This window comes from Nonomuraea sp. NPDC051298, from assembly GCF_055586305.1.
On sequence record NZ_JBVJIM010000012.1, the window covers coordinates 303519 to 327040 of the forward strand.

The window sequence follows — 23522 nt, forward strand, 5'->3', positions numbered from 1 at the left end:
CTTGCCTTCTGAGGGTACGGCCTGATGTCAAGTCGCACCCCCAGAACGACTCAGTTAGCCGGTCATATCGGAGAATCGGCAGATCTTCGTGAACTCCCCGGCGTCGATGCTGGCACCACCCACGAGTGCGCCGTCGACATCCGGCTGAGCCATGATCCCCGCGATGTTCCCCGGCTTGACCGAGCCACCGTAAAGGATACGGATCCCGGAGGCCACTTCGGGGTCGTAGAGCTCAGCGAGTCTGACCCGCAGCGCTCCGCACACCTCCTGGGCGTCCTCCGGGGTGGCCACCTCGCCGGTGCCGATCGCCCACACCGGCTCGTAGGCCACCACTATCGATTTTGCCTGCTCGGCGCTGATTTTGCGCAGCGCGCCGTCGAGTTGGCCGAGACTGTGCGCGATGTGGCCGCCTTCTTGACGGACCGACAGGCCCTCGCCGACGCACAGGATGGGCGTCAGCGAGTGGCGGTAGGCCGCCTGCACCTTGGCGTTGACGAGGTCGTCGTCCTCGCCGTGGTACTGGCGGCGCTCGGAGTGGCCGACGGCCACGAACGTGCAGCCCAGTTTGGCCAGCATCGCGCCCGACACCTCACCGGTGTAGGCGCCGCCGTCGTGTTGCGACAGGTCCTGGGCGCCGTAGACGATCCGCAGCTTGTCGCCGTCGACCAGGGTCTGGACGCTGCGCAGGTCGGTGAAGGGCGGCAGGACGGCGACCTCGACCTTGTCGAAGTCCTTGTCGTTGAGCGCGAAGGCCAGCTTCTGGACCAGCGCGATGGCCTCGAGGTGGTTGAGGTTCATCTTCCAGTTGCCGGCCATGAGCGGCTTGCGCCGCGTCGCCTCGGCCTTCGTCGCCTCGGTCTTCGTCACCTCAGTCCTCCAGGGCCGCGAGTCCGGGAAGGGTCTTCCCCTCAAGGTATTCGAGGCTGGCCCCGCCACCGGTGGAGATGTGCGAGAAACCGTCCTCGGGAAGTTCCAGCCTGCGTACGGCCGCCGCGGAGTCGCCACCGCCCACCACGGTGAACGCGCCCCCGTCGCCGGTGCGGGCGAGCAGCGCCTCGGCCACCGCCCTGGTGCCGCCGGAGAACGCGTCGAACTCGAACACGCCCATCGGCCCGTTCCAGAACACGGTCCTGGCGTCGGCCAGCTTGGCGGCGAACAGCTCGCGCGTCCTCGGCCCGATGTCGAGGCCCTCCCGGTCGGCCGGGATGGCCGTGGCCGCGACCACGTCGTGCTCGGCGTCGGCCGCGAACGTCACCGCCGCCAGCACGTCGACCGGCAGCACGATCTCGACGCCGCGCCGCGCCGCGTCGTCGAGGAAGCCGCGCACCTGGTCGAGCTGGTCTTCCTGGAGCAGCGACCGGCCCACCTCGTACCCCTGGGCCTTGAGGAAGGTGTAGGCCATGCCGCCGCCGACCAGCAGCCGGTCGACCTTGGTCAGCAGGTTGGCGATGACGCCGAGCTTGTCGGAGACCTTGGCCCCGCCCAGCACCACCACGTAGGGGCGCTCGGTGTCCTCGGTGAGCCTGCGCAGCACCGCGACCTCGGCCTCGACCAGCCCGCCCGCCGCGTGCGGCAGCAGCCGGGGCACGTCGTAGACGCTGGCGTGCTTGCGGTGCACCGCGCCGAACCCGTCGCCCACGTACAGCTCGGCCAGCCCGGCCAGCTTCTGGGCGAACGCGCCCCGCTCGGCGTCGTCCTTGGACTCCTCGCCGGGCTCGTAGCGCAGGTTTTCCAGCAGGGCCACCTCGCCGTCCTGGAGCGCGTCGACCGTGCCGCGCGCGCTCTCGCCCACCACGTCGGCGGCGAAGGCGACGTCCTGGCCGAGCAGCTCGCCGAGCCGCCGCGCCACGGGCCCGAGCGAGAACTCCGGGTTGACCCGGCCCTTGGGCCTGCCCAGGTGGGCGCAGACGACGACCTTGGCGCCCCGGTCGAGCAGGGTCCTGATCGTCGGCACCGACGCGCGGATGCGGCCGTCGTCGGTGATCGTCTCCCCGTCGAGGGGGACGTTGAGGTCGGCGCGTACGAGCACGCGCCGCCCCTTCACGTCGAGATCGTCGAGCGTGCGCATGCTCCTGCTCCTGTTTTCGCGGGACGCGCAAGGCGCGCGCCCCGAGGTGCCCGATGTGTACGCGTCGGCCCCGGAATCAGAGGCATCGGCACTTACAGACCCCGGCCCACCAGCTCGATCAGGTCGGCGAGGCGGTTGGAGTAGCCCCACTCGTTGTCGTACCAGCCGACGACCTTGACCTGGTTGCCGATGACCTTGGTGAGGCCGGCGTCGAAGATGCAGGACGCCGGGTCGGTCACGATGTCGGAGGAGACGATCTCGTCCTCGGTGTAGCTGAGGATGCCCTTGAGCGGGCCCTCGGCGGCGGCCTTGACCGCGGCGTTGACCTCCTCGACGGTGACCTCGCGGCCGACCTCGACGGTGAGGTCGGTGGCCGAGCCCGTGGGGATCGGCACGCGCATGGCGAAGCCGTCGAGCTTGCCCTTCAGCTCGGGCAGGACCAGGCCGATGGCCTTGGCCGCGCCGGTCGAGGTGGGCACCACGTTGAGCGCGGCGGCGCGGGCGCGGCGCAGGTCGCTGTGCGGGCCGTCCTGCAGGTTCTGGTCCTGCGTGTAGGCGTGGATGGTGGTCATCAGACCCTTCTCGATGGTGAAGGTGTCGTGGAGGACCTTCGCCATCGGAGCCAGGCAGTTGGTGGTGCAGGAGGCGTTGGAGACGATCGTGTGCTTGGCCGGGTCGTAGGCGGAGTCGTTGACGCCCATGACGACGGTGACGTCCTCGTTCTTCGCCGGGGCGGAGATGATGACCTTCTTCGCGCCGTTGTCGGCGTGCACCCTGGCCTTGGTGGCGTCGGTGAACAGACCGGTCGACTCCACCACGACGTCGACGCCGAGGTCGCCCCAGGGCAGCTTGCCCGGGTCGCGCTCCGCGAACACCTTGATCGCCTTGCCATCGACGGTGATCTCGTCACTCGTGGCCTTCACCTCGTACGGAAGGCGGCCGAGAATGCTGTCGTACTTCAGCAGATGAGCGAGCGTCGCGGTGTCGGTCAGGTCGTTGACCGCGACGATCTCGATGTCCTTGCCGCTGGCGGCGACAGCGCGCCAGAAGTTGCGGCCGATGCGGCCGAAGCCGTTGACGCCTACGCGGATGCTCACGAAAACCGATCTCCTCGAAGCAGATGGCGGGCTGGAACCTCAACCACGAACCTTATCCGACCCAAATTGGTTTAGACCACTGCAGGTACCAGCATGTGAATCGACGTTCATGCGACACGTTTTGCGGGGTTCGAGTAAAGTGCCCGACTCGTCGATGTAAATTCGTGCATTCTCTCTGGGGGCTGAGATGTCACATAAGCGGTCCGGCCTACTGTCCGGACTCATCGTGGGCCTACTGGCCGGGCTCGTCTGCGCGGCCGGCCTGGGGGCGGCCGTCCTGTTCCAGCAGAGCCTGCCGAGCGCCCTGATGGACTTCGGGGGCGGAGTGCCCATCTCGCTGGCGCTGTCGCTCCTCATCGCCGCGCTGGTCGCCCTCGCGATCGGCGCCGTACGCCCGAGCAGCCTCCTCCTGCTCCCCGTGGCCGCCCTGTACGCGGGGGGCGCCGTCGTGGCCGGGCAGATCACGGGCTCGGCCGTCATGATCGGCGCCGCCCTGCGTACGCCGTCCGCGAACCGCGTCGCGGGCCTGAGCGACGTCACCTGGCCCACCTTCACCTCGGGCCTGCGGGACGCGCTCGCCCTGTACGGGGCGCCGCTGTCGGAGTCGTGGGCGGCGTGGTTGTTCATCGCCGTGGCGGCGGCGGGGGCGTTCCTGCTGGTCGCCTTCCGGGTCGTACGCGTGCGGCGGGCGCGGCGCGCCGAGGAGGCCGCCGCCGCGGAGGCCGAGGAGACGCGGGAGCCGGAGTACCGGGCCCCGTTCGAGCCCGCCCAGCAGCCTGCCCCGAAGCCGACGGCCGACCTGTTCACCCCTCGCAACCCCGCCCGCGACTGACCACCGCGCCCCTCCGTCTCCTGACGATCAACCCGCCCACCCAGGGCAGGGGAATCCCCGGCCGACCCCTTACCGACCTGGCAGCCATCGGCTTACCGGGACCTGGCACGGCCGTCGGCACCGGCCCGCACATTCGCGCCCGGACGAGCGCGCAGGCGCAGGCTCCCGCACAGCCGACGCCCCGGCGCGAGCTTTACCTGCACCCTGCGCGCGGCCGGGCGTGTCGCCGGTCAGGCCACCGAGTCAAGCCCGCCGCCCGCACGACCGACCACAAGACCACTCCCGCCTCAGCACCGCGCAGCGCCGCACGTCCGCGTTACCGGGGCTTCCGGCGCTGGTCGTCCGGCCGACACGGCCTCCGTGCCGACCTGCGCGGCGCCGGCCGCGCCGCCGCATCGCTGCGGCGGCGACCGGCGCACGGCCCTCGGCCCGACGCCTCCGCCAGGCGCCCTGGCGAGCCCGCAGGGCCGCTCCCGACCACCGGCGGCGCGTCCGCGCGAGCCTCCCGTCAAGCCTCTTGTCAAGCGCGCCCCCCCCGACACGCCCAAGAGGCTCATGACCAAGCCCGCTCACCCCGCCGCAACCGGCGCTGAATGGCTCACGGCGTTCGCGACCTCACAGGACTCGCGGGCCCCACGAACTCCGCGGGCCCCACGGGCTCATGGCGCGAGCATGTCCACTGTGAGATTCGCCTCAGTGTTCGGAATCCCCATGTCCGAGGCCCGTTTGTCGGCCATGGCCAGCAACCGCCGGATCCGTCCCGCGATCGCGTCCTTGGTCAGCGGCGGGTCGGCGATCTGCCCCAGCTCCTCCAGGGACGCCTGCTTGTGCTCGACCCGCAGCCGCCCGGCCACCACCAGATGGTCGGGCGCCTCGTCACCGAGGATCTCCAGCGCCCGCTGCACCCGCGCACCCGCCGCCACCGCGGCCCGCGCCGAACGCCGCAGGTTGGCGTCGTCGAAGTTGGCCAGGCGGTTCGCGGTGGCGCGCACCTCGCGGCGCATCCGGCGTTCCTCCCAGGCCAGCACGCTGTCGTGCGCCCCGAGCCTGGTCAGCAGGGCACTGATCGCGTCGCCGTCGCGGACCACGACCCGGTCGACCCCGCGCACCTCGCGCGCCTTGGCGTGGATCTTCAGCCGCCGCGCCGAACCCACGAGCGCCAGCGCCGCCTCCGGCCCCGGGCAGGTGACCTCCAGCGACATCGACCGGCCGGGCTCGGTGAGGGAGCCGTGGGCCAGGAAGGCGCCACGCCAGGCGGCCTCGGCGTCACAGGAGGCGCCCGCCACGACCTGGCGGGGCAGGCCGCGTACGGGACGGCCGTGGTTGTCGATCAGGCCCGTCTGCCGGGCCAGCGCCTCACCGTCGCGGTAGACGCGTACGACGTAGCGCGAGCCCTTGCGCAGCCCGGCGGGAGCGAGCACGAGCACCTCGGCCTTGTGCCCGAACACCTCGCCGATGTCCTTGATGAGCCGCCGCGCGGTGGCGTTGGTGTCGAGCTCGGCCTCGATCACGATCCGCCCGCCCACCAGGTGCAGGCCGCTGGCGAACCGCAGCAGCGTCGAAACCTCCGCCTTGCGGCAGCACGGCTTGAGCACCGGCAGGCGGCTCAGCTCGTCTTTCACCACACCTGTCATCGCCATGCGTTAGTCCTCTCCCCCATTCAGACCGGCTCTCTTGAGTCTCTCGCACCTTCGCGCAACGCCGACCAGGATCAACGCTTCTGGAGGAAAATCTCGTCCAGGACGGAGGCAAGACGTCGTGGGTCGTGCCTCGGCGACCCGTCCGCGGCGGCCACGTCGGCCATGACGACCCGGGCGCCGAGCGCCGCGGCGGCCTTCTCCAGCGCGTCGGGGTCGTCCACCACTCCGGTGTCGGCCAGGACGACGTCGATCGACAGGTCGGGCGCGTGCTGGCGGAGAACCTCCAGGTGCTGCTGGGGGGAGAAGTCATCGGTCTCGCCCGGCTGAGGCGCCAGGTTGAGTGTGACGAGTCGTTTCGCCTTGGTCGCGTACAGGGCCCTGGCCAGTTCGGGCACCTTGAGGTGCGGCAGCACACTGGTGAACCACGATCCGGGCCCGAACACCACCCACTCGGCGTCCAGCACCGCCGCGACGGCCTCGGGCCGCGCGGGCGGGTCCTCGGGGACCAGGGAGATCGCCTGTACGCGACCGGGCGTCAGGGCACAGGCCACCTGTCCGCGTACGGTCGAGATGACGCCGTCGAGCTCCACCTCGGCCACGATGTCGAGCGGCACGGAGGCCATCGGCAGCACGCGGCCGTGCGCGCCCAGCAGCCGCCCGACCCAGTCGAGCCCGGCCACGGGGTCGCCGAGCAGCTCCCACAGGGCGACGATCAGCAGGTTGCCGACGGCGTGCCCGTGCAGCTCGCCCTCGCTGCGAAAGCGGTGCTGCACGACCTCGCTCCAGGTGCTGCCCCACTCGTCGTCGCCGCACAGGGCGGCCAGCGCCATGCGCAGGTCGCCGGGCGGCAGCACGCCCAGCTCGCGGCGCAGCCGTCCGCTGGACCCGCCGTCGTCGGCGACGGTGACCACGGCGGTCAACCGGTCGGTGACCATCCGTAAGGCGGACAGAGACGCGTAGAGCCCGTGCCCGCCGCCCAGCGCCACCACCGGCGGCCCGAACCCGGCACTCCCCACGTCACTCACACCGCCGCTCAGAACGCCGAACGACCCGGGAACGGCGGCCCCGGGCGAAGGGGACGGCAAGTCACCACGCCCCCTCACCGCGCCCGCGGAGTCACCTTCTATCGGATCTTTTATTGGATACGGCAAAGCAGGTTCGGAAAAGCCCTCATCGGTCACTCCCGCCCCACATCCCGGTGACTCACCTGGACCTCCATCCCGCGGTCACGCAGGCGGGCGGCGACCTGTTCGGCCATGGCCACACTGCGGTGCTTGCCGCCCGTGCAACCCACCGCGAGCGTCGCATAGCTCTTGCCCTCGCGCGTGTAGCCGGTGGCGACCACCTGGAGGACCTCCTCGTACGCGTCGAGGAACTCCTTGGCCCCCGGCTGCCCGAGCACGTAGTCGCTGACCGCGGGCTCGAGCCCGTTCATCGGCCGCAGCTCGGGCACCCAGTGCGGGTTGGGCAGGAACCGGCAGTCGACCACGAGGTCGGCGTCGACCGGCAGACCGTATTTGAACCCGAACGACACGACGTTGAGCCGCAGCCCGGGCCGGTCTTCCCCGCCGAAGTAGGCGACGATCTTGTTGCGCAGCTCGTGCACGTTGTGCGAGGAGGTGTCGATCACCAGGTCGGCGTTCGCGCGCACCTCCCGCAGGATCCCGCGCTCGCGGGCGATGCCGTCGACCAGCCGCCCCTCGCCCTGGAGGGGATGGGGCCTGCGGACGTTCTCGAACCTGCGCACCAGCTCCTCGTCGCTGGCCTCCAGGAACACCACCCGCACGCGTACGCCGCGCCCTTCGAGCTCCTCGATGGCCGCGTTGAGGTCGGTGGTGAAGGCCAGGCTGCGCACGTCGACGACGGCCGCCACCTTGTCGGCGGCCAGCTTGACCTTGCCCGCCTCCTCCGCCATCGCGAACAGCAGCCCCGGCGGCAGGTTGTCGATGACGAACCAGCCCAGGTCTTCCAGCGCCTTGGCGGCGGTGCTGCGCCCCGCCCCGGACATGCCGGTGACGATGACGAACGCCGGCTCGGTGCTCATGGTCTCACTCCGTCCGCGCGCCTGACCGGCACGCCGTCGGCGGCCCCGAGCGGCCGCTCTCCCACGGCCCGCCCACGGGAACGGACGGAACCGCATGGCCCTTCGGTGCGAACACCCGGGCATCCTGACGAGATCAAGGTGACTCTCCCTTCAGCGTCGACACGATGACCTCGGCGATGGACGGGCCGATGCCGGGAACCTCGCAGATTTCGGCGGCGGTGGCCTCGCGTAGTCTCTTCACGGAGCCGAAGTGCTTGAGCAACGCCTGCCTGCGCGCCGGCCCGAGGCCCGGCACGCCGTCGAGCGCGCTCTCCTTCACCGTCTTGGACCTCTTCGAACGATGGTAGGTGATGGCGAACCTGTGTGCCTCGTCTCTCACTCGTTGCAGCAAGTAGAGACCTTCACTTGAACGAGGCATGATCACCGGCTGGTCGTCGCCGGGCAGCCACACCTCCTCCAGCCGCTTGGCCAGGCCGCACACGGACACGTCGTCGATGCCCAGCTCGTCGAGCGCCCGCTGCGCGGCGGCGGCCTGGGGCCCGGCGCCGTCGACGACGACGAGGTTGGGCGGGTAGGCGAACTTGCGCGGTTTGCCCGTCTCGGGGTCGATGGGCCCGTTGCCGCTGTCGTCGTCGGGCGCCAGCTCACCGGTGGCCGAGCGTTCTTCCAGATAGCGGCGGAAGCGGCGGGTGATCACCTCGTGGATCGAGGCGACGTCGCCCTCCTTGGTCTTGACGGCGAAGCGCCGGTATTCGCTCTTGCGGGCCAGGCCGTCCTCGAACACCACCATCGAGGCCACCACGTTTTCGCCCTGCAGGTGGGAGACGTCGTAGCACTCGACGCGCAGCGGCGCCTGGTCGAGGTCGAGCGCGTCGGCGATCTCCTGCAGCGCCCTGCTGCGGGTGGTCAGGTCGGCGGCGCGGCGGATCTTGTGCTGGGCGAGCGACTCCTTGGCGTTGCGCTCGACGGTCTCCATCAGCGACTTCTTGTCGCCGCGCTGCGGCACCCGCACGTCGACGCGGGCCCGGCGCTGCTCGGTCAGCAGCTCGGCCACGGCCTCGTCGTCGGGCGGCAGGGCGGGCACCAGCACCTCGCGGGGCATGGAGTCGGGGCTGGCCTCGGCGTACATCTGGAGCAGGAACTGCTCGACCAGCTCGCCCGGCGAGGTCTCCTCGACCTTGTCGACCACCCAGCCGCGCTGCCCGCGGATGCGCCCGCCGCGTACGTAGAAGACCTGGACGGCGGCTTCGAGGGGATCTTCGGCCAGCGCGATCACGTCGGCGTCGGTGCCCTCGCCGAGCACGACCGCCTGCTTCTCCAGCGCCCGCTGCAACGCCAGGATGTCGTCGCGCAACCGGGCGGCGCGCTCGTACTCCTGCTCGGACGCCGCCTCGCGCATCTCCCGTTCCAGCCGCTTGATGAAGCGGCCGGTGTTGCCCGCCATGAAGTCGCAGAAGTCTTCGGCCAGGGCGCGGTGCTCCTCGGGGGTGACCCGGCCGACGCACGGCGCCGAGCACTTGTCGATGTAGCCGAGCAGGCACGGCCGGCCGATCTGCCCGGCCCGCTTGAACACCCCCGCGCTGCACGTGCGCACCGGGAAGACCCGCAGCAGCAGGTCGACGGTCTCGCGGATGGCCCACGCGTGGGAGTAGGGCCCGAAGTAGCGGGTGCCCTTGCGCTTGGCGCCGCGCAGGACCTGCACGCGCGGGAAGTCTTCGCCCATGGTCACCGCGAGGTAGGGGTAGGACTTGTCGTCGCGGTATTTGACGTTGAAGCGCGGGTCGAACTCCTTGATCCAGGAGTATTCGAGCTGGAGCGCCTCCACCTCGGTGCCGACGACGGTCCAGTCGACGTCGGCGGCGGTGGTGAGCATCGACTGGGTGCGCGGGTGCAGGGCCGAGAAGTCGGCGAAGTAGGAGTTGAGCCGCTGGCGCAGGCTCTTGGCCTTACCTACATAGATCACCCGGCCGTGCGTGTCCCTGAACCGGTAGACCCCCGGGGACTCGGGGATCGAGCCCGGCTCGGGCCGGAAACTCAAGGTGCTGCCCGCTGATCTCGCCACGTTTCCAGCCTAGTAGCCCCCACCGACAAGGTTGCGCTCCACGATCGCCGAGCGGGAGCACGGCCTGCGGACGCAACCGTCGTTGTGCCGGGTCCCGCCGGGCACGGCCATCACGCGATCCCCGGAGGTCCTCACGAACGCCGGAAGATCACGTGATGGCCGTCTCCGCGCGACCCGGACTCCGCGGCCGCGAAGTGCCGGGGGAGCCGCTAGGCCAGCATGATCTGATCGCCCTCCACCTTGATCTCCGCCGCGGGCAACGGCTGCTGCGCGGGACCGTCCGTGACCGAGCCGTCGGCGATGGCGAACTTGCTGTTGTGGCACGGGCACACGATCGCGCCGCTCTCGACGCCGCCGACCGCGCAGCCCTTGTGCGTGCAGACCGAGCTGAACGCCTTGAACTCGCCGGCCGTCGGCTGCGTCACCACGATCTTCTGGTCCTTGAAGACCGTGCCTCCGCCGACGGGGATGTCGGAGGTCTTGGCCAGCGCCCCACCTGCCTGGGGCGCGCCGGACTGCGGTGCGCCGGACTCCGGCGCGCTTGGCGGCGCCGCGCCCTGATCGGCGGCGGAACCGGTTGTCTGCGCTGTGTCGCTGCCGCCACAGGCGGAGATCGCCAGCGCCAGGCCACCCGCTCCGACGCTTGCGATCACCACCCTGCGACTCTGAAGGTCATCCATGCGCTCACCCAAGCGCACCCAGGTGAGAAATTCATGAAGCCTCGGTCAGGCCAGTCTGATCTTATCGCCATCGACCTCGATCTGCTTCTCTTCGAGGGGGCTGCTCGCCGGGCCGTTGGCCACGGAGCCGTCCGCGATGTTGAACTTGCTGCCGTGACAGGGGCAGTTGATCGTCTGGTTCGAGACGGTGGCGACCGTACAGCCCTGGTGGGTGCAGACCGCCGTGAACGCCTTGAACTCACCCGCCGTCGGCTGCGTCACCACGATCTTCTCGTTCTTGAACACCTTGCCGCCGCCCTCGGGGATGTCGCTGGTGTCGGCCAGCGCCTTGGGCTGCTCCGCGGCCTTCTGCTTCTTGGGCGCCTCGGACGACGGCTCCGCTGCGGGCGGTTCCACGGCGGCCTCCGTCACCGGCGAGCCGTAGCTCGCGCAAGCCGTCAGAACCGCCGCGAGCCCTGCGCTCCCGGCGCCGAACACCACGGTCCGGCGCGTCGTTTCCGTCATGGTGCGTCCTCCCGGATTGGCTTTCACTTCAGGTACGGCCGGCGCCCTGGCACCGGTTCAGCGTGCCCGAGACCAATCCCGGTGAATACGCACTATTACCCGTTCAGATCGTCGTTCCAGATCACCGCTCCAGCCGTCCCCTCAGGCCACCACGATGCCGTCGCCCTCCACCTTGACCTGGAAGGAGGCCAGCGGCGCGGTGGCGGGCCCCTTGGTGGCCCGCCCGCTGTCGGCGGCGAACTCGCTGCCGTGGCACGCGCACCTGATCACGTTGTCCTTGGGGGTGCTGACCTGGCAGCCCTTGTGGGTGCACGACGCGCTGAACGCCTTGTAGACGCCCTGTGAGGGCTGCGTCACCACGACCTTCAGGTCGTCGATCAGCTTGCCGCCGCCCACGGGGACGTCGGCCGTCTTCGCCAGCACCTTGCCCTTGAGGCTGGGCCGGGCCTCGGCCCCGCCCGTGCCGCACGCGGTCAGCGCCAGCCCGCACGCGGCCACCCCGGCCGTGCCCAGCATCTCTCGTCGTCCCAGCCCGTTCTCGGACATGGCTTCGCCCCCGATCCGTACCGTTGTTGGTGCCTGCACCCGGTTGTCGCCTTTGCCTGCCACGGGTGCGGCCGTTACCTGGGCTCAACCCTATTGACGGGATCGGCCGGTGCGGTCAGCGGGTGGTAGGCCCGTGGTCAGCGGCACGCCCCAGGCTGCGTTCATGACTCTCTCGACCGAGCACTCGCCCGCGCCCCCAGTGTCGCCCCCAGCGTCGCCCGCGCGTCCCCGATGGTGGCGCCGGCCGTGGGTGGCGCCGCTGATGGTGGTGGCGGCGGCGTTCCTGGCGTTCTCGCTGCCGCCGTACCTGTCGATGGACCCGGGCCAGTCCCGCGTGCCCGCTCCCGACTTCTTCCCGCCGCACTTCGTGGTGCTCTCGCTGCACGTGGTGTTCGGGTCGATCGCGATGATCACGTGCTGCCTGCAGATCTGGCCGTGGTTCCGCGGGCGCCACCCGAAGGCCCATCGCATGATCGGCCGCGTGTACGTCTTCGGCGGCTGCCTCCCCAGCGGCCTGATGGGGCTGGTGGTGGGCCTGGCCACGCCGTTCGGCCCGGTCACGATGGCCAGTGACGTGCTGCTCGCGCTGCTGTGGCTGGGCTGCACGCTGACGGGGTGGCGGATGGCCAGGCAGCGCAGGTTCTTCGACCACCGCCGCTGGATGGTACGCAGCTTCGCCCTGACGATGTCGATCATCACGAACCGGATCTACGCCGTCCTGTTCACGATCCTGCTGGAGCCTCAGCTCGAGACGACCTTCCACGGCGACCCGGCGCTCATGTCGGCCACGGTGTCGGCACTCGGGGCGTGGCTGGGCTGGGTGCTGCCGCTGCTGGTGGCCGAGTGGTGGCTGGAGCGCGGCGAGGCCGCCCAGCGCCGCCGCCGCGCCACCGCCCTCGCCGAGCACCGCGCCAGGACCTCCGTCTCCTGACCGCGCTCGCCAGGCGCCGCACCGGCCTCCGTCTCGTCTGACCGCGCTCGCCGGGCGCCGCACCGGCCTCCGTCTCCCGACCGGTCGCGCCGCCGCGCTCGCCGGGCGCCGCACTGGGACCTCCACCTCCTGACCGTGAGAACCCCCGCCGGGTCCGCCCCGCCCTGGGGGGGACGGACCGGCGGGCGCCCCCGCCGCGGCGGGGACTCAGAACGCGAGGATCTTGCGCAGGAACCGCCCTGTGTGGCTCTCGTCCACCAGGGCGACCTGCTCGGGAGTGCCGCTGGCCACCAGCGTGCCGCCGCGCGACCCGCCCTCGGGCCCCATGTCGATGATCCAGTCGGCGGTCTTGATGACATCGAGGTTGTGCTCGATGACGATCACCGTGTTGCCGCCGTCGACCAGCCGCCCGAGCACCCCGAGCAGCCGCCGGATGTCCTCGAAGTGCAGGCCGGTGGTCGGCTCGTCGAGAACGTAGATCGTCCGCCCGGTCTGCCGCCGCTGCAGCTCGGAGGCCAGCTTGACCCGCTGCGCCTCGCCGCCGGACAGCGTCGTGGCCGGCTGCCCGAGCCGTACGTAGCCCAGCCCCACGTCGTTGAGCGTCTGCAGGTGCCGCCGGATCGCGGGGATCGCGTCGAAGAAGCCCAGGGCCTCCTCGATCGGCATGTCGAGCACCTCGGCGATGGTCTTGCCCTTGTAGTGGACCTCCAGCGTCTCCCGGTTGTAGCGGGCGCCGTGGCAGACCTCGCAGGGGACGTAGACGTCGGGCAGGAAGTTCATCTCGATCTTGATGGTGCCGTCGCCCGCGCACGCCTCGCAGCGCCCGCCCTTGACGTTGAAGCTGAAACGGCCGGGCTGGTAGCCGCGCACCTTCGCCTCGGTCGTGGCCGCGAACAGCTTGCGCACGTGGTCGAAGACCCCGGTGTAGGTGGCCGGGTTGGAGCGCGGAGTGCGCCCGATCGGCGACTGGTCGACGTGGACGACCTTGTCCACCTGGTCCATGCCGTTGATCCGCGAGTGCCGCCCCGGCACCGTGCGCGCCCCGTTCAGCTCCTTGGCCAGCGCGTTGTACAGGATGTCGTTGACCAGCGTCGACTTCCCCGACCCCGACACACCCGTGACCGCCGTGAACACGCCCAGCGGAAACTCGATGTCGACGCCCTTGAGGTTGTGCTCGCGCGCCCCCTTGACCGTGATCTGCCGCTTCTTGTCGCGCTTGCGGCGCTTGGCGGGGACGGGGATGCTCCTGCGCCCGGACAGGTAGGCCCCGGTCAGCGACCCCTCGCTGGCCAGCAGCTCCTGGACGGTGCCGGACACGACGACCTGGCCGCCGTGCTCGCCCGCCCCCGGCCCGATGTCGACCACCCAGTCGGCCGCCGCGATCGTGTCCTCGTCGTGCTCGACCACGATCAGCGTGTTGCCCATGTCGCGCAGCCTGATCAGCGTGTCGAGCAGGCGCATGTTGTCGCGCTGGTGCAGGCCGATGGACGGCTCGTCGAGCACGTAGAGTACGCCGACCAGGCCGGAGCCGATCTGCGTGGCCAGCCGGATGCGCTGCGCCTCGCCGCCCGCGAGGGTGGCGGCGGCGCGGTCCATCGTCAGGTAGTCGAGGCCGACGTCGAGCAGGAAGCCCATGCGGGCGTTGATCTCCTTGACCACCCGCTCGGCGATCTGCATGTCGCGGTCGGACAGCTTGAGCGCGGCCAGGAACTTCGCGCACTCGCCGATCGACATGCCCGACACCTCGGCGATCGACTTCCCCGCCACCGTGACCGCCAGGGTGACCGGCTTGAGCCTGGCCCCCTTGCAGGCGGGGCACGGGATCTCGCGCATGTAGCCCTCGAACCGCTCGCGCGCCGCGTCGCTCTCGGCCTCGGCGTGCCTGCGCTGCACCCAGGGGATGACGCCGTCGTAGGTCGTGTAGTAGGAGCGCTGGCGGCCGTAGCGGTTGCTGTAGCGGACGTGGACCTGCTCGTCGTGGCCGTACAGCAGCGACTTCTGCGCCTTCTTCGGCAGGCTCTCCCACGACGTCTCCAGCGTGAACCCGACCGTGTGGCCGAGCGCCTCGATCAGCCGGGCGAAGTATTCGCTGGTGTGGCCGCCGGACCAGGGGTGGATCGCGCCGTCGCCGAGCGTGCGCTCGGGGTCGGGCACCACCAGGTCGGGGTCGACCTCCATCTTGGTGCCCAGGCCCGTGCATTCGGGGCAGGCGCCGAACGGCGAGTTGAAGGAGAACGAGCGCGGCTCCAGCTCCTCGAACGACAGGTCGTCGTAGGGGCAGTAGAGGTGCTCGGAGTAGAAGCGCTCGCGGTTGGGGTCGGTCTCGGGCAGGTCGACAAACTCGAGCGTGATCGTGCCGCCGGACAGTTGCAACGCCGTCTCGACCGAGTCGGTGAGCCTGCGCCGCGCGGACTCCTTGACCGACAGGCGGTCGACGATGACCTCGATGTCGTGCTTCTCGTACTTCTTCAGCGTCGGCGGCTCCTCCAGCCGTACGACGGTGCCGTCGACCCTGGCCCTGGCGAACCCCTTGGTCTGCAGCTCGCGGAACAACTCGGCGTATTCGCCCTTGCGGCCTCTGATGACCGGCGCCAGCACCTGGAAGCGGGTGCCCTCGTCGAGGTCCATCACCCGGTCGACGATCTGCTGCGGCGTCTGCCGGGCGATCGGGCGCGCGCACACCGGGCAGTGCGGCTTGCCGATGCGTGCCCACAGCAGCCTCAGGTAGTCGTAGACCTCGGTGATCGTGCCGACGGTGGAGCGGGGGTTCTTGCTGGTGGCCTTCTGGTCGATGGAGACCGCCGGCGACAGGCCCTCGATGAAGTCGACGTCGGGTTTGTCCATCTGGCCGAGGAACTGGCGGGCGTAGGCCGACAGCGACTCGACGTAGCGCCGCTGGCCCTCGGCGAAGATCGTGTCGAAGGCCAGGCTCGACTTGCCCGAGCCGGACAGACCGGTGAAGACGATCAGCGAGTCTCGCGGCAGGTCGAGCGAGACGTCTTTGAGGTTGTGTTCTCGTGCACCACGCACGATCAGGCGGTCGGCCACGGCGATCCCGGAAGTCGAAAGGCGGATAGGTCCACGGGGGATGGTAGACGGGGGCTCCGACAATTTCGGCGGCCCGATCCACGGCCTACCGAAAATCCGTCCCTCACAGGTTACGGCCATCCTCCCAGGGAGAGGGCAGTCCTTTCACATTCAACCCGCTGACCAGCGGGTTTATGCCCTCCCCGTCCGGCATCCCCAAGTAGGGAAATATCCAGATATGACGGTACTATCCGCGCTGCAGGCTGAGCTGGTCACCGCGACGAACCGGCTCCTGGCCACGGCCGCCTCACTCTCCGCGGACGACCTCGCCGCGCCCTCCCTCCTGCCCGGCTGGACCAGGCGTCACGTCCTGGCCCACGTCGCCGGGAACGCCGACTCCCTCCGCAACCTCCTGACCTGGGCCAGAACCGGCGTACGCACCCCGCAGTACGCCTCGCTCGAGGCCAGGACCGCCGAGATCGAAGCCGCCGCCACCCTGCCCGCGGACCGCCTCCTGACCGGCCTTCACGACGGGGCCGACCGCCTCGCCGCCGCCGTCCGCGACCTGCCCGCCGCCGCGTGGTCGGCGCCGGTGGAGGGCATGCGCCCGCCGCCCCACCCCGCCTGGTACGTCCTGGTACGCCGCCTGCGCGAGATCGGCTTCCACCACGTGGACCTGGCCGCCGGGTACGGCCCCGCCGACTGGCCGGGCCCGTTCGTCCGCCGCGAACTGCACGACTGCCTGGCCACCTGGCCCCACGGCCACGTGAGCCGGCTCCATTTCCTCCCCGAGCCGGACGCCGCCACGTTCCCCCGCACGGCTCCAGACGGGGACTCCGGCCGGGATCGCGAGATCGTCGCCCGCTGGACCGGTCTCGGCGACGGCCCGATCCTGCGGGGCACGCCCCGCGACATGCTGGCCTGGCTGACCGGCAGGTCCGGCGGCGAGGGCGTTAGTCTGTTGCCCGTGGGGCAGCCGTTCATTCCCGGCCCCGGGGGCGAGCGTCTTCCCGAGCCGCCACCGTGGCTGACGATGCCGGCCCCCGCTGATCTGCCCGCGACGCCCCCAGAGGACTATCCATGACCTACACAGGTGACGTCCAGGTCGGCGGCCCCGCCGACGTACGAGAGCTGCCCGCGCTGACGATCTCCAAGCTCGCCGTCGGGCCGTACGACAACAACGCCTACCTGCTGCGCTCCACCGAGACCGGCGAGGGGCTGCTCATCGACGCCGCGGCCGACGCCGACCGGCTCCTGGCCCTGATGGCCGACCAGCCGGCCACCGCCGTCGTCACCACCCACCAGCACGGCGACCACTGGCAGGCGCTGGAGCAGGTGGTCAAGGTGACGGGCGCCCAGGTGATCGCCCACCCCCTCGACGCGCCCGCCCTGCCGGTGCCGGTCGACCGCACGGTCGAGCACGGCGACACGATCACGGTCGGCGAGGTCACCCTCGAGGTCATCCACCTGCGCGGCCACACGCCCGGCTCGATCGCCCTGCTGTACGACGGCGGCCCGGCCGGTCACCACCTCTTCACCGGCGACTCCCTGTTCCCCGGCGGCGTCGGCAACACGTGGAAGGACCCCGAGCGTTTCACCCAGCTCTACACCGACGTGGTGGAGCGCGTCTTCGACCGCCTGCCCGACGAGACCTGGGTCTACCCGGGCCACGGCAAGGACACCACCCTCGGAGTCGAACGCCCCGCCCTCCCGGAGTGGAAGGCCAGGGGCTGGTAGCGCCTCCTCCGCGCAGGGGCCGCCCGTCACACGCCATCGAGCCGCGCGGGGCCGTACCACGCGAGACTTCACCGAACGGCCCCGCCCGCTCGACTCTCCACCACCCAGGCCCTCACCACACCGCCGAACGGCCCTGCCAGCTCGCCCCTCCACCACCTGGGCCCTCACCACACATCAGTCGCCACGTGCCGCCTCACCACGCAGCTCTTTCCCCACACAGACCCGCGCCCGCTCGGGCGTCGGGCGTCGGGCGTCGGGCGTCGGGCGTCGGGCGTCGGGCGTCGGGCGTCGGGCGGAGCGTACGCGACGCGGCCGACCGCGGCAACGGGATCGGCCGCGGTGACGGGATCGTCAGCCGACCCCGCCGGTCCTCCCTACGACCACCGGCAGAACCACCCTTCGGCGAGCGGCACCCAGCCCACGTTGTCCACGTTGTCCACGTTCTCGGCCGCCTGGCGACGTCGGGATGTCTGTTGATGCGCAACGCGGGCGGTTACGGCCGCGACTTGGCCGTCAGCCCGCGCTGCTCCAGCTCCGTGGCCGGCTTGCCGAGGAAGTGCGTACGCGTGTGCTCGCACGGCACCACCGACCACCTGGAACCATCAAAGCCGAAATAAGACGAAAAATCCCGCCTCTCCGACATCAGGTGTGGCTCACTGGCCGACGCGCTTGTACTCCCTGCCCTGCTCGCGCTCGAACTCCCGGCGCTGCTCACGCTTGTAGAACAGCATCCGCAGCGGGATCGCCGCCACGAGCGCGATCTGCATGGTCGCCCCGATCTTGATCGGCAGGTCGCCGCCCTTGGGCCAGGCCACCCAGAACGCCAGGAACGCCACGTTCACCATGATCCACCCGAGGACGACCGCGGCGAGCTGCCCCTTCGGCTTGGGGTACTCGATGCGGCTGACCATCAGCCAGGCCACAGCGAGCATGGCCAGCAATGACCAGATGCTCGGCTGGAACAGCAGCACGATGGAGATCACGGTCATGGCGCCCATGGGAATGGGCAACCCCATGAAGTCGCCGCTCTTGGTCTTGACACAGGCGAACCTGGCCAGGCGTACGATCCCGGCGACCAGCACCGCGGCGGCCGCGGCCAGCACCGCCGCGAACGGCACCTGCGCGGTGAACCCGCCCCAGATCACGACCATGAACGCGGGCGCGAACCCGAAGCTGATGACATCGGCCAGGTTGTCCAGCTCGGCGCCCATCGCCGAGGCCCGGAAGCGCCGCGCCACGAGCCCGTCGAACAGGTCACAGGTCGCGCCGATGAGCAGCAGCACGATGGCGGTGGCGAAATAGCTGGGCGCGGGGATGAACCGCCCGCCGCCGACCTGGAGCTGCTGGATGGCGGAGGAGGCCAGGACGCACACCGCGAGGAACCCGCAGACGGCGTTGCCGAGCGACAGGGAGTCAGCGGCGGACAGGCGGAACGCCTTGCCCACGGGACCACGAGGCTCTTCCTCGTCCGCCTGCCAACTGCCGGCGTCAGCGGTCAATTCTGGTCACCCCCGCAACCATCTTGTCACCCACGGACACCGCGGGAGAAATGCCTTCAGGCAGGTAGATGTCGACCCGCGAACCGAACCTGATGAGCCCGATCCGCTCGGCCTGCTCGACCTTGGCCCCAGCGCTCAGGTACGGCACGATCCGGCGCGCCACCGCGCCCGCGATCTGCACCATCTCGATGTCGCCCAGCGTGGTCTCGAAATGCCACACCACACGTTCGTTCTGGTCGCTGTCCTTGTTGAACGCCGGCAGGAACCCACCTGCCACATGCTGCACGGATGTGACATTTCCCGCAAGGGGGGCACGGTTGACGTGCACGTTCAGCGGGCTCATGAAGATCGCGACCCGGGTGCGGCCATCGGGCCATGGGTCGATGCTCTGCACCACGCCGTCGGCGGGAGACAGCACGCGACCCTCGCCCGGCGTGCGGTCGGGGTCGCGGAAGAACCAGAGCATGCCCCCGGTGAGGGCGCTCAACGGCACCGCCGCGAGCGCCCATCGCCGGTCTCGGCGCGTCAGCAGAGCGGTGGCGGCCGCCGTGGCCGCCGTAGGGAGGAGCCACGGGGACACCCCGCGCGCGAGCCGCATACGGCTCGGCTTGGCAGAATCGTCTGACACGAACAACCTTTGATGGTGAATGGACTAGGCGCTTTGCCGTGATGTTACAAAACTAGCAACTATTACACGACGCAAGTACACAAGCAAAGCGCCCTCGAAGCCCATCTCGCTAGACCTGCTCCGGATGCGGCTCCTCGCCCTTGCGCGCGTCGATACGGGCCTTGACCAGGCTCGCCACGGTGGTGATGACCATGGTGGCGCCGATGACCGAGAGCGACACCCAGATGGGAATGGTGGGCGCCCAGGAGACATGGCTGGAGTGCAACGCCTCCAATACGAGCTTAACCCCGATGAACCCCAGGATGAACGCCAAACCGTAGCTGATGTACACGAGCCGCTGGAGCAGGCCACCCAGCAGGAAGTAGAGCTGACGCAGCCCCATCAGGGCGAACGCGTTGGCGGTGAAGACGATGAAGGGATCCTTCGTGAGCCCGAAGATCGCGGGGATCGAGTCGAGCGCGAACATCAGGTCGGTGCTGCCGATGGCCACCATCACGATGAGCATCGGGGTCACCATGCGCTTGCCGTCGATCTTCACGGTGACCTTGGAGCCGACGTACCCCTCGGTGGTGGGGAAGGCCCGGCGCACCCACCGCAGCACGACGTTCTCGTTGTACTCCTCTTCCTGCCCCTTGAGGTGCCCGCGGACGATGTTGATCGCCGTGTAGACCAGGAAGGCGCCGAACACGTAGAACAGCCAACTGAACCGCTCGAGCGCCGCCGCGCCGAGCGCGATGAAGATGCCGCGCATCACGAGCGCGAGCAGGATGCCGACGAGCAACACCTTGTGCTGGTACGCCTTCGGCACGGCGAACCGGCTCATGATGATGAAGAAGATGAACAGGTTGTCGACGCTCAGGCTGTATTCGGTGATGTAGCCGGCGAAGAACTCACCGGCTCTGCCGGGACCCGTCGTGACCCACATCAGCATCCCGAAGGCGACGGCGAGGGCGACGTAGAACGTCACCCAGTAGCCCGCCTGTCGCATGGAGAACTCTCGGGCTTCTCCACGGTCGACGATCCACAGGTCGATGGCGAGGACCAAAAGAAGACCGCCGATCACGGCGATCCAGGCCCACAGGGGTTCAGTCACTCAGACCCTCCGGCATGGACGATTCATTGCCGGAGGTCTCTCCCGCCCGCCACGCTGCGGACCGGCAGCCCCGGGGGCCCCGTGGGGTGGGGCTGCACCGTGATGACGAGGCTGTCGCGAAGGGATACTCCCCTCCCTAACCCAGGCAGTATATGAGAACGCTTCAACGGCGCCTAATCATCCGCCGAACCTCACATCGCGTAAACGGCCAGCACGCTGTCCACCACCTCGTCGGGGCCGGGCATCTCCCGCCCCCTCCGCCTGGCCGCCTCTGCGAGCCCTTCCGCGGCTTCGGGCGCCGACAGCAGCTCCCGTACGGCCTCGAGGAACCTTCCGGCGTCGCCGTACGGGACCAGGATGCCGGCCTCGCCCAAGATCTCCGGAATCCCGCCGACGTCGGAGGCGACGGCCGGGGTGCCGGTCATCAGCGCCTCCCTGAGCGTCAGCGGCTGGCCCTCCCACCGGCTCGGCATCAGCAGGGCGACGGCGGCGTTGAGCAGGTCGGGCACGTCGTCGCGGTTGCCCAGCAGCCGCACCGGCAGCCCTTCGTCGTCGATCCGGCGCTGCAACCCACCCCGCAACGGCCCTTCCCCCGCAACCACGAACAACGGCCCACCCGAGGCGTGGAACTCGGACGCGAACGCGGACTGCGACTCGGACTCGGACTGCGACTCGGACGCGGACGCCGCCGAAGAGGTCGGCGAGGGGACGTCGGGCCACGGCCCGGCCGCGACGTCGAGCAGCGTCTCCAGGCCCTTCTGCTGAGCCAGCCGGGCGACGGTGAGCAGGAGGGGCCGATCACCCGCCCCCAGTTCGTCCCTGACCTCCTGGGGCGTCCGCTTCGGCGGCCGGGGGACGGGCGCGGTCACGACGGCGGCGCGTACGTCGCGCGCGCCGAGCCGGGTCATCCGCGCGCCGAGGTCGGGCGAGACGACCAGCACGTGCCCGGCCCGCCGCGCCACGATCCGCTCCAGCACCCCGTAGACGACCCCCACGAGCCCGCCCGCGGTGAGCGCGTTGTGCAACGTCACCACCGGCCGCCGGGACGCACGCGACCCGAGCGCGGCCAGCGCCCCGGCCCGCAGGCCATGGGCGTGCACCACGTCGGCTCCCCGGGTCAGCCGCCTGATCGTCAGCACCGCGCGCAGGTCGTTGACCGGGTGCGGCCGGTCGGAGACGGCCACCTCCGCGAACACGGCGCCCGCCGCGCCGTACGCGAACTGCTCCTCGACGCTGCGGGGCCCCGCGACGAGCACCTGGTGCCCCCGCCGGACGAGCCCCTCCACCAGCATCAGGACATGCCGCCCGGTACCACCGGACGTGGTGCCCAGCACGAACGCCACCCGCACGACCCAGCTCCTTCCTCGCCTACGGCCATCACTCCACCGGCACCTCAGTCAGCACCCGACACGAACGCCTACCCCAAGCACCCCAATCCGCCCCAAACACCTCGCTCCAACCCAAATACCCCACCTCGGCCCGAGCACCTCAGCCCGGCCCGAGCGCCTCAGTCCGGCCCGCGACGCCGCAACAGCCCGGCCACCGCACCAGCGTCCGGCCGATCCACCACGGCCACGGCCACCCCGCCGACCGCCACCGCGACGACCGCGCCCAGCACGAGGGCTCCCACGTTCGGCCAGACGCCGACCGCCCCGAGCCACTCCACCACCCCGGCCCCCGCGAGATACCCCAGCAGCCCCCCGGCGACCGCCGCGCCCACGGCCCTGGGCAGCCCCGCGACCGCTGCACGGCCGCGCGCCCGCACCACGGACGCGAGCAGCAGCCCCCCGCCCACGCTCATGCCCACGCTCATCCCGAGCGCCATGCCGCCGAGCCTCCACTCGCCGGGCAGCACCAGCACGAAGACGGTCTGGGCGATCATTACCACGATCCACCCCGCCACCGTGCCCGTGGCCACCGCCCGCCCCTGGCCCACCGCGTACAGCACGCGGGTCAGGTGCGCCATCAGCCCATAGCCCACCAGACCGGGCGCGAACAACGCGATCGCGACCGCCAGCTCGGCGGGGGCCACGTCGCTCTTGCGCGTCAGGAACACCACCGCGCCCGGCCCGGACGCCGCGGCCAGCACCCCGGCGGCCAGCCCCGACACCAGCACCACGGCCCTGGACGTGCGCGCCGCGAGCGCGGCGAAGGCTCCAGGATCGTCGGCCTTGGCGGCCAGCCGGGGAAACGCGCTGGTGGCGATGGGTACGGCCAGCACCGCGTACGGCACCAGGTAGATCGCCCACGCGTAGTTGTAGGCGACGATGGCCCCGCCGCCGATCGCGTTGTTCGACAGCAGCACCACCACGATCATCGCCGCCTGCTGGGCGAGCAGCGCGGCGATGCCCGCCAGCGCGAGCCTGCGCACCTGCCCGGCGACCCCGGCGGGGAACCGTAACGTGGGCCGCCACCGCAGCCCCAAGCGGCCCACCGGCCCGATCACGGTCAGCACCAGCGACAGGACTCCCAGGCTCGTGCCCACCGACAGCACCAGCTCGGCGACCGGCGGAACCGCCGCGGGATCGGTCGTCCCGCCGCTGAACGGCACGAACAGCAGGTACGCGACGATGACCACGATGCTGGAGACCAGCGGCGCGACCGCGGGCCCGGCGAAGCGCCCGTGCGACTGGAGCAGGCCGTAGAGCACCACGGCCACGCCATACAGCGGGATCTGGGGGGCGAAGACCACCAGCATCCGGGCGGCGACCGCGCTGACCGCGCCGACGTCGCACCCTTCGAGCACCGTGCCGAAGAACAGCCCCGACACCGGCCCGGCCAGCAGCGCCAGGAGCGCGCCCAGCGGGACGAGCACGACGACGACCCACGTCAGCAGCGCCGAGCCGATCCACCCGGCCCGCTCCCGGTCGTCGCGGTCGGCCGCCGCGGCGAGCACGGGGACGACCATGCCGGCCAGCGCGCCCCCGGCGACCACCTCGAACACGATGTTGGGGATCTGGTTGGCCGTCATGTAGGCCGTGCTCAGGCAGTTGGTGCCGACGGTCTGGGAGAAGGCGTACTGCTTGGCGAACCCGGTCACCCGCGCCAGCACGGTGATCGCCCCGATGAGCATCGCGCCGCCCGCGACGCTCCGCGCCGTCACCACCCGCACCCGGCCTCCCAGCCCCGTCGCC

General features: G+C 70.6%; 20 protein-coding genes. 4 read left to right on the plus strand and 16 right to left on the minus strand.

Features of this window, described 5'->3' with window-relative positions:
• Nucleotides 1-54: 54 nt before the first annotated feature.
• The 3 genes from tpiA to gap form a co-directional block, all read right to left on the minus strand.
• Nucleotides 55-816, minus strand: coding sequence for a triose-phosphate isomerase (gene tpiA, locus ACZ6S0_RS31470; RefSeq protein ID WP_465922964.1), 762 nt, complete (start codon nucleotides 814-816; stop codon nucleotides 55-57).
• Between the two features lie 52 nt (nucleotides 817-868).
• Entirely contained in the window at nucleotides 869-2068 is a 1200-nt protein-coding gene (locus ACZ6S0_RS31475) for a phosphoglycerate kinase (RefSeq protein ID WP_465922925.1), read from the minus strand.
• A 92-nt stretch (nucleotides 2069-2160) separates the two neighbouring features.
• A complete protein-coding gene (gene gap / locus ACZ6S0_RS31480; RefSeq protein ID WP_465922926.1) occupies nucleotides 2161-3165 on the minus strand; it encodes a type I glyceraldehyde-3-phosphate dehydrogenase in 1005 nt (334 codons plus the stop codon).
• 226 nt (nucleotides 3166-3391) lie between these two features.
• Here gap and ACZ6S0_RS31485 point away from each other — a divergent pair, with 226 nt between their 5' ends.
• Nucleotides 3392-3997: a hypothetical protein gene (locus tag ACZ6S0_RS31485; protein ID WP_465922927.1), complete on the plus strand. Its 606-nt coding sequence runs from the start codon at nucleotides 3392-3394 to the stop codon at nucleotides 3995-3997.
• A 659-nt stretch (nucleotides 3998-4656) separates the two neighbouring features.
• Here the strand turns inward: ACZ6S0_RS31485 and whiA are convergent.
• From whiA to ACZ6S0_RS31520, 7 genes are all read right to left on the minus strand, one after another.
• A complete protein-coding gene (gene whiA / locus ACZ6S0_RS31490; RefSeq protein WP_344873748.1) occupies nucleotides 4657-5637 on the minus strand; it encodes a DNA-binding protein WhiA in 981 nt (326 codons plus the stop codon).
• Nucleotides 5638-5708: 71 nt separating this feature from the next.
• Nucleotides 5709-6662 carry a gluconeogenesis factor YvcK family protein gene (locus ACZ6S0_RS31495; protein ID WP_465922928.1) on the minus strand — a complete coding sequence of 318 codons (954 nt, stop codon included), beginning with the start codon at nucleotides 6660-6662 and terminating at the stop codon, nucleotides 5709-5711.
• A 152-nt stretch (nucleotides 6663-6814) separates the two neighbouring features.
• Nucleotides 6815-7681, minus strand: coding sequence for an RNase adapter RapZ (rapZ, locus tag ACZ6S0_RS31500; protein WP_344873744.1), 867 nt, complete (start codon nucleotides 7679-7681; stop codon nucleotides 6815-6817).
• Nucleotides 7682-7814: 133 nt separating this feature from the next.
• Nucleotides 7815-9719 (minus strand): excinuclease ABC subunit UvrC, encoded by a 1905-nt coding sequence (gene uvrC / locus ACZ6S0_RS31505; protein ID WP_465922965.1) that lies wholly within the window; start codon nucleotides 9717-9719, stop codon nucleotides 7815-7817.
• A gap of 233 nt (nucleotides 9720-9952) precedes the next feature.
• Nucleotides 9953-10399 (minus strand): Rieske (2Fe-2S) protein, encoded by a 447-nt coding sequence (locus ACZ6S0_RS31510; RefSeq protein ID WP_465922929.1) that lies wholly within the window; start codon nucleotides 10397-10399, stop codon nucleotides 9953-9955.
• A gap of 69 nt (nucleotides 10400-10468) precedes the next feature.
• On the minus strand, nucleotides 10469-10927 hold the full coding sequence (locus tag ACZ6S0_RS31515; RefSeq protein ID WP_465922930.1) for a Rieske (2Fe-2S) protein: 459 nt from the start codon (nucleotides 10925-10927) through the stop codon (nucleotides 10469-10471).
• 141 nt (nucleotides 10928-11068) lie between these two features.
• The gene (locus ACZ6S0_RS31520) at nucleotides 11069-11536 is read right to left on the minus strand and encodes a Rieske (2Fe-2S) protein (protein ID WP_465922931.1); all 468 of its coding nucleotides are present in this window, start codon (nucleotides 11534-11536) and stop codon (nucleotides 11069-11071) included.
• A 100-nt stretch (nucleotides 11537-11636) separates the two neighbouring features.
• Between ACZ6S0_RS31520 and ACZ6S0_RS31525 the strand changes: the two genes are divergently transcribed.
• Entirely contained in the window at nucleotides 11637-12404 is a 768-nt protein-coding gene (locus ACZ6S0_RS31525; protein ID WP_465922932.1) for a DUF2306 domain-containing protein, read from the plus strand.
• A 207-nt stretch (nucleotides 12405-12611) separates the two neighbouring features.
• Here the strand turns inward: ACZ6S0_RS31525 and uvrA are convergent, their stop codons facing one another.
• Nucleotides 12612-15452, minus strand: coding sequence for an excinuclease ABC subunit UvrA (uvrA, locus tag ACZ6S0_RS31530; protein WP_465922933.1), 2841 nt, complete (start codon nucleotides 15450-15452; stop codon nucleotides 12612-12614).
• Nucleotides 15453-15669: 217 nt separating this feature from the next.
• On the opposite strand from uvrA, the gene ACZ6S0_RS31535 reads away from it, so the two are divergent.
• Both ACZ6S0_RS31535 and ACZ6S0_RS31540 read left to right on the plus strand, forming a co-directional pair.
• Nucleotides 15670-16515 (plus strand): maleylpyruvate isomerase family mycothiol-dependent enzyme, encoded by an 846-nt coding sequence (locus ACZ6S0_RS31535; protein ID WP_465922934.1) that lies wholly within the window; start codon nucleotides 15670-15672, stop codon nucleotides 16513-16515.
• On the plus strand, nucleotides 16512-17168 hold the full coding sequence (locus ACZ6S0_RS31540) for an MBL fold metallo-hydrolase (RefSeq protein ID WP_465922935.1): 657 nt from the start codon (nucleotides 16512-16514) through the stop codon (nucleotides 17166-17168). The genes ACZ6S0_RS31535 and ACZ6S0_RS31540 overlap by 4 nt, the downstream gene beginning before the upstream one ends.
• Nucleotides 17169-17821: 653 nt before the next feature.
• On the opposite strand, the gene pssA is transcribed toward ACZ6S0_RS31540, so the two are convergent.
• The 5 genes from pssA to murJ all read right to left on the minus strand — a co-directional run bounded on the left by pssA (nucleotide 17822) and on the right by murJ (nucleotide 23500).
• Nucleotides 17822-18667, minus strand: coding sequence for a CDP-diacylglycerol--serine O-phosphatidyltransferase (gene pssA / locus ACZ6S0_RS31545; protein ID WP_465922936.1), 846 nt, complete (start codon nucleotides 18665-18667; stop codon nucleotides 17822-17824).
• Nucleotides 18657-19265: a phosphatidylserine decarboxylase gene (locus ACZ6S0_RS31550; RefSeq protein ID WP_344873914.1), complete on the minus strand. Its 609-nt coding sequence runs from the start codon at nucleotides 19263-19265 to the stop codon at nucleotides 18657-18659. The genes pssA and ACZ6S0_RS31550 overlap by 11 nt, the downstream gene beginning before the upstream one ends.
• A 139-nt stretch (nucleotides 19266-19404) precedes the next feature.
• Nucleotides 19405-20388: a TerC family protein gene (locus tag ACZ6S0_RS31555; RefSeq protein ID WP_465922937.1), complete on the minus strand. Its 984-nt coding sequence runs from the start codon at nucleotides 20386-20388 to the stop codon at nucleotides 19405-19407.
• Nucleotides 20389-20579: 191 nt separating this feature from the next.
• Entirely contained in the window at nucleotides 20580-21737 is a 1158-nt protein-coding gene (locus ACZ6S0_RS31560) for a glycosyltransferase family 4 protein (RefSeq protein WP_465922938.1), read from the minus strand.
• 158 nt (nucleotides 21738-21895) lie between these two features.
• The gene (gene murJ, locus ACZ6S0_RS31565) at nucleotides 21896-23500 is read right to left on the minus strand and encodes a murein biosynthesis integral membrane protein MurJ (protein WP_465922939.1); all 1605 of its coding nucleotides are present in this window, start codon (nucleotides 23498-23500) and stop codon (nucleotides 21896-21898) included.
• Nucleotides 23501-23522: the final 22 nt, after the last annotated feature.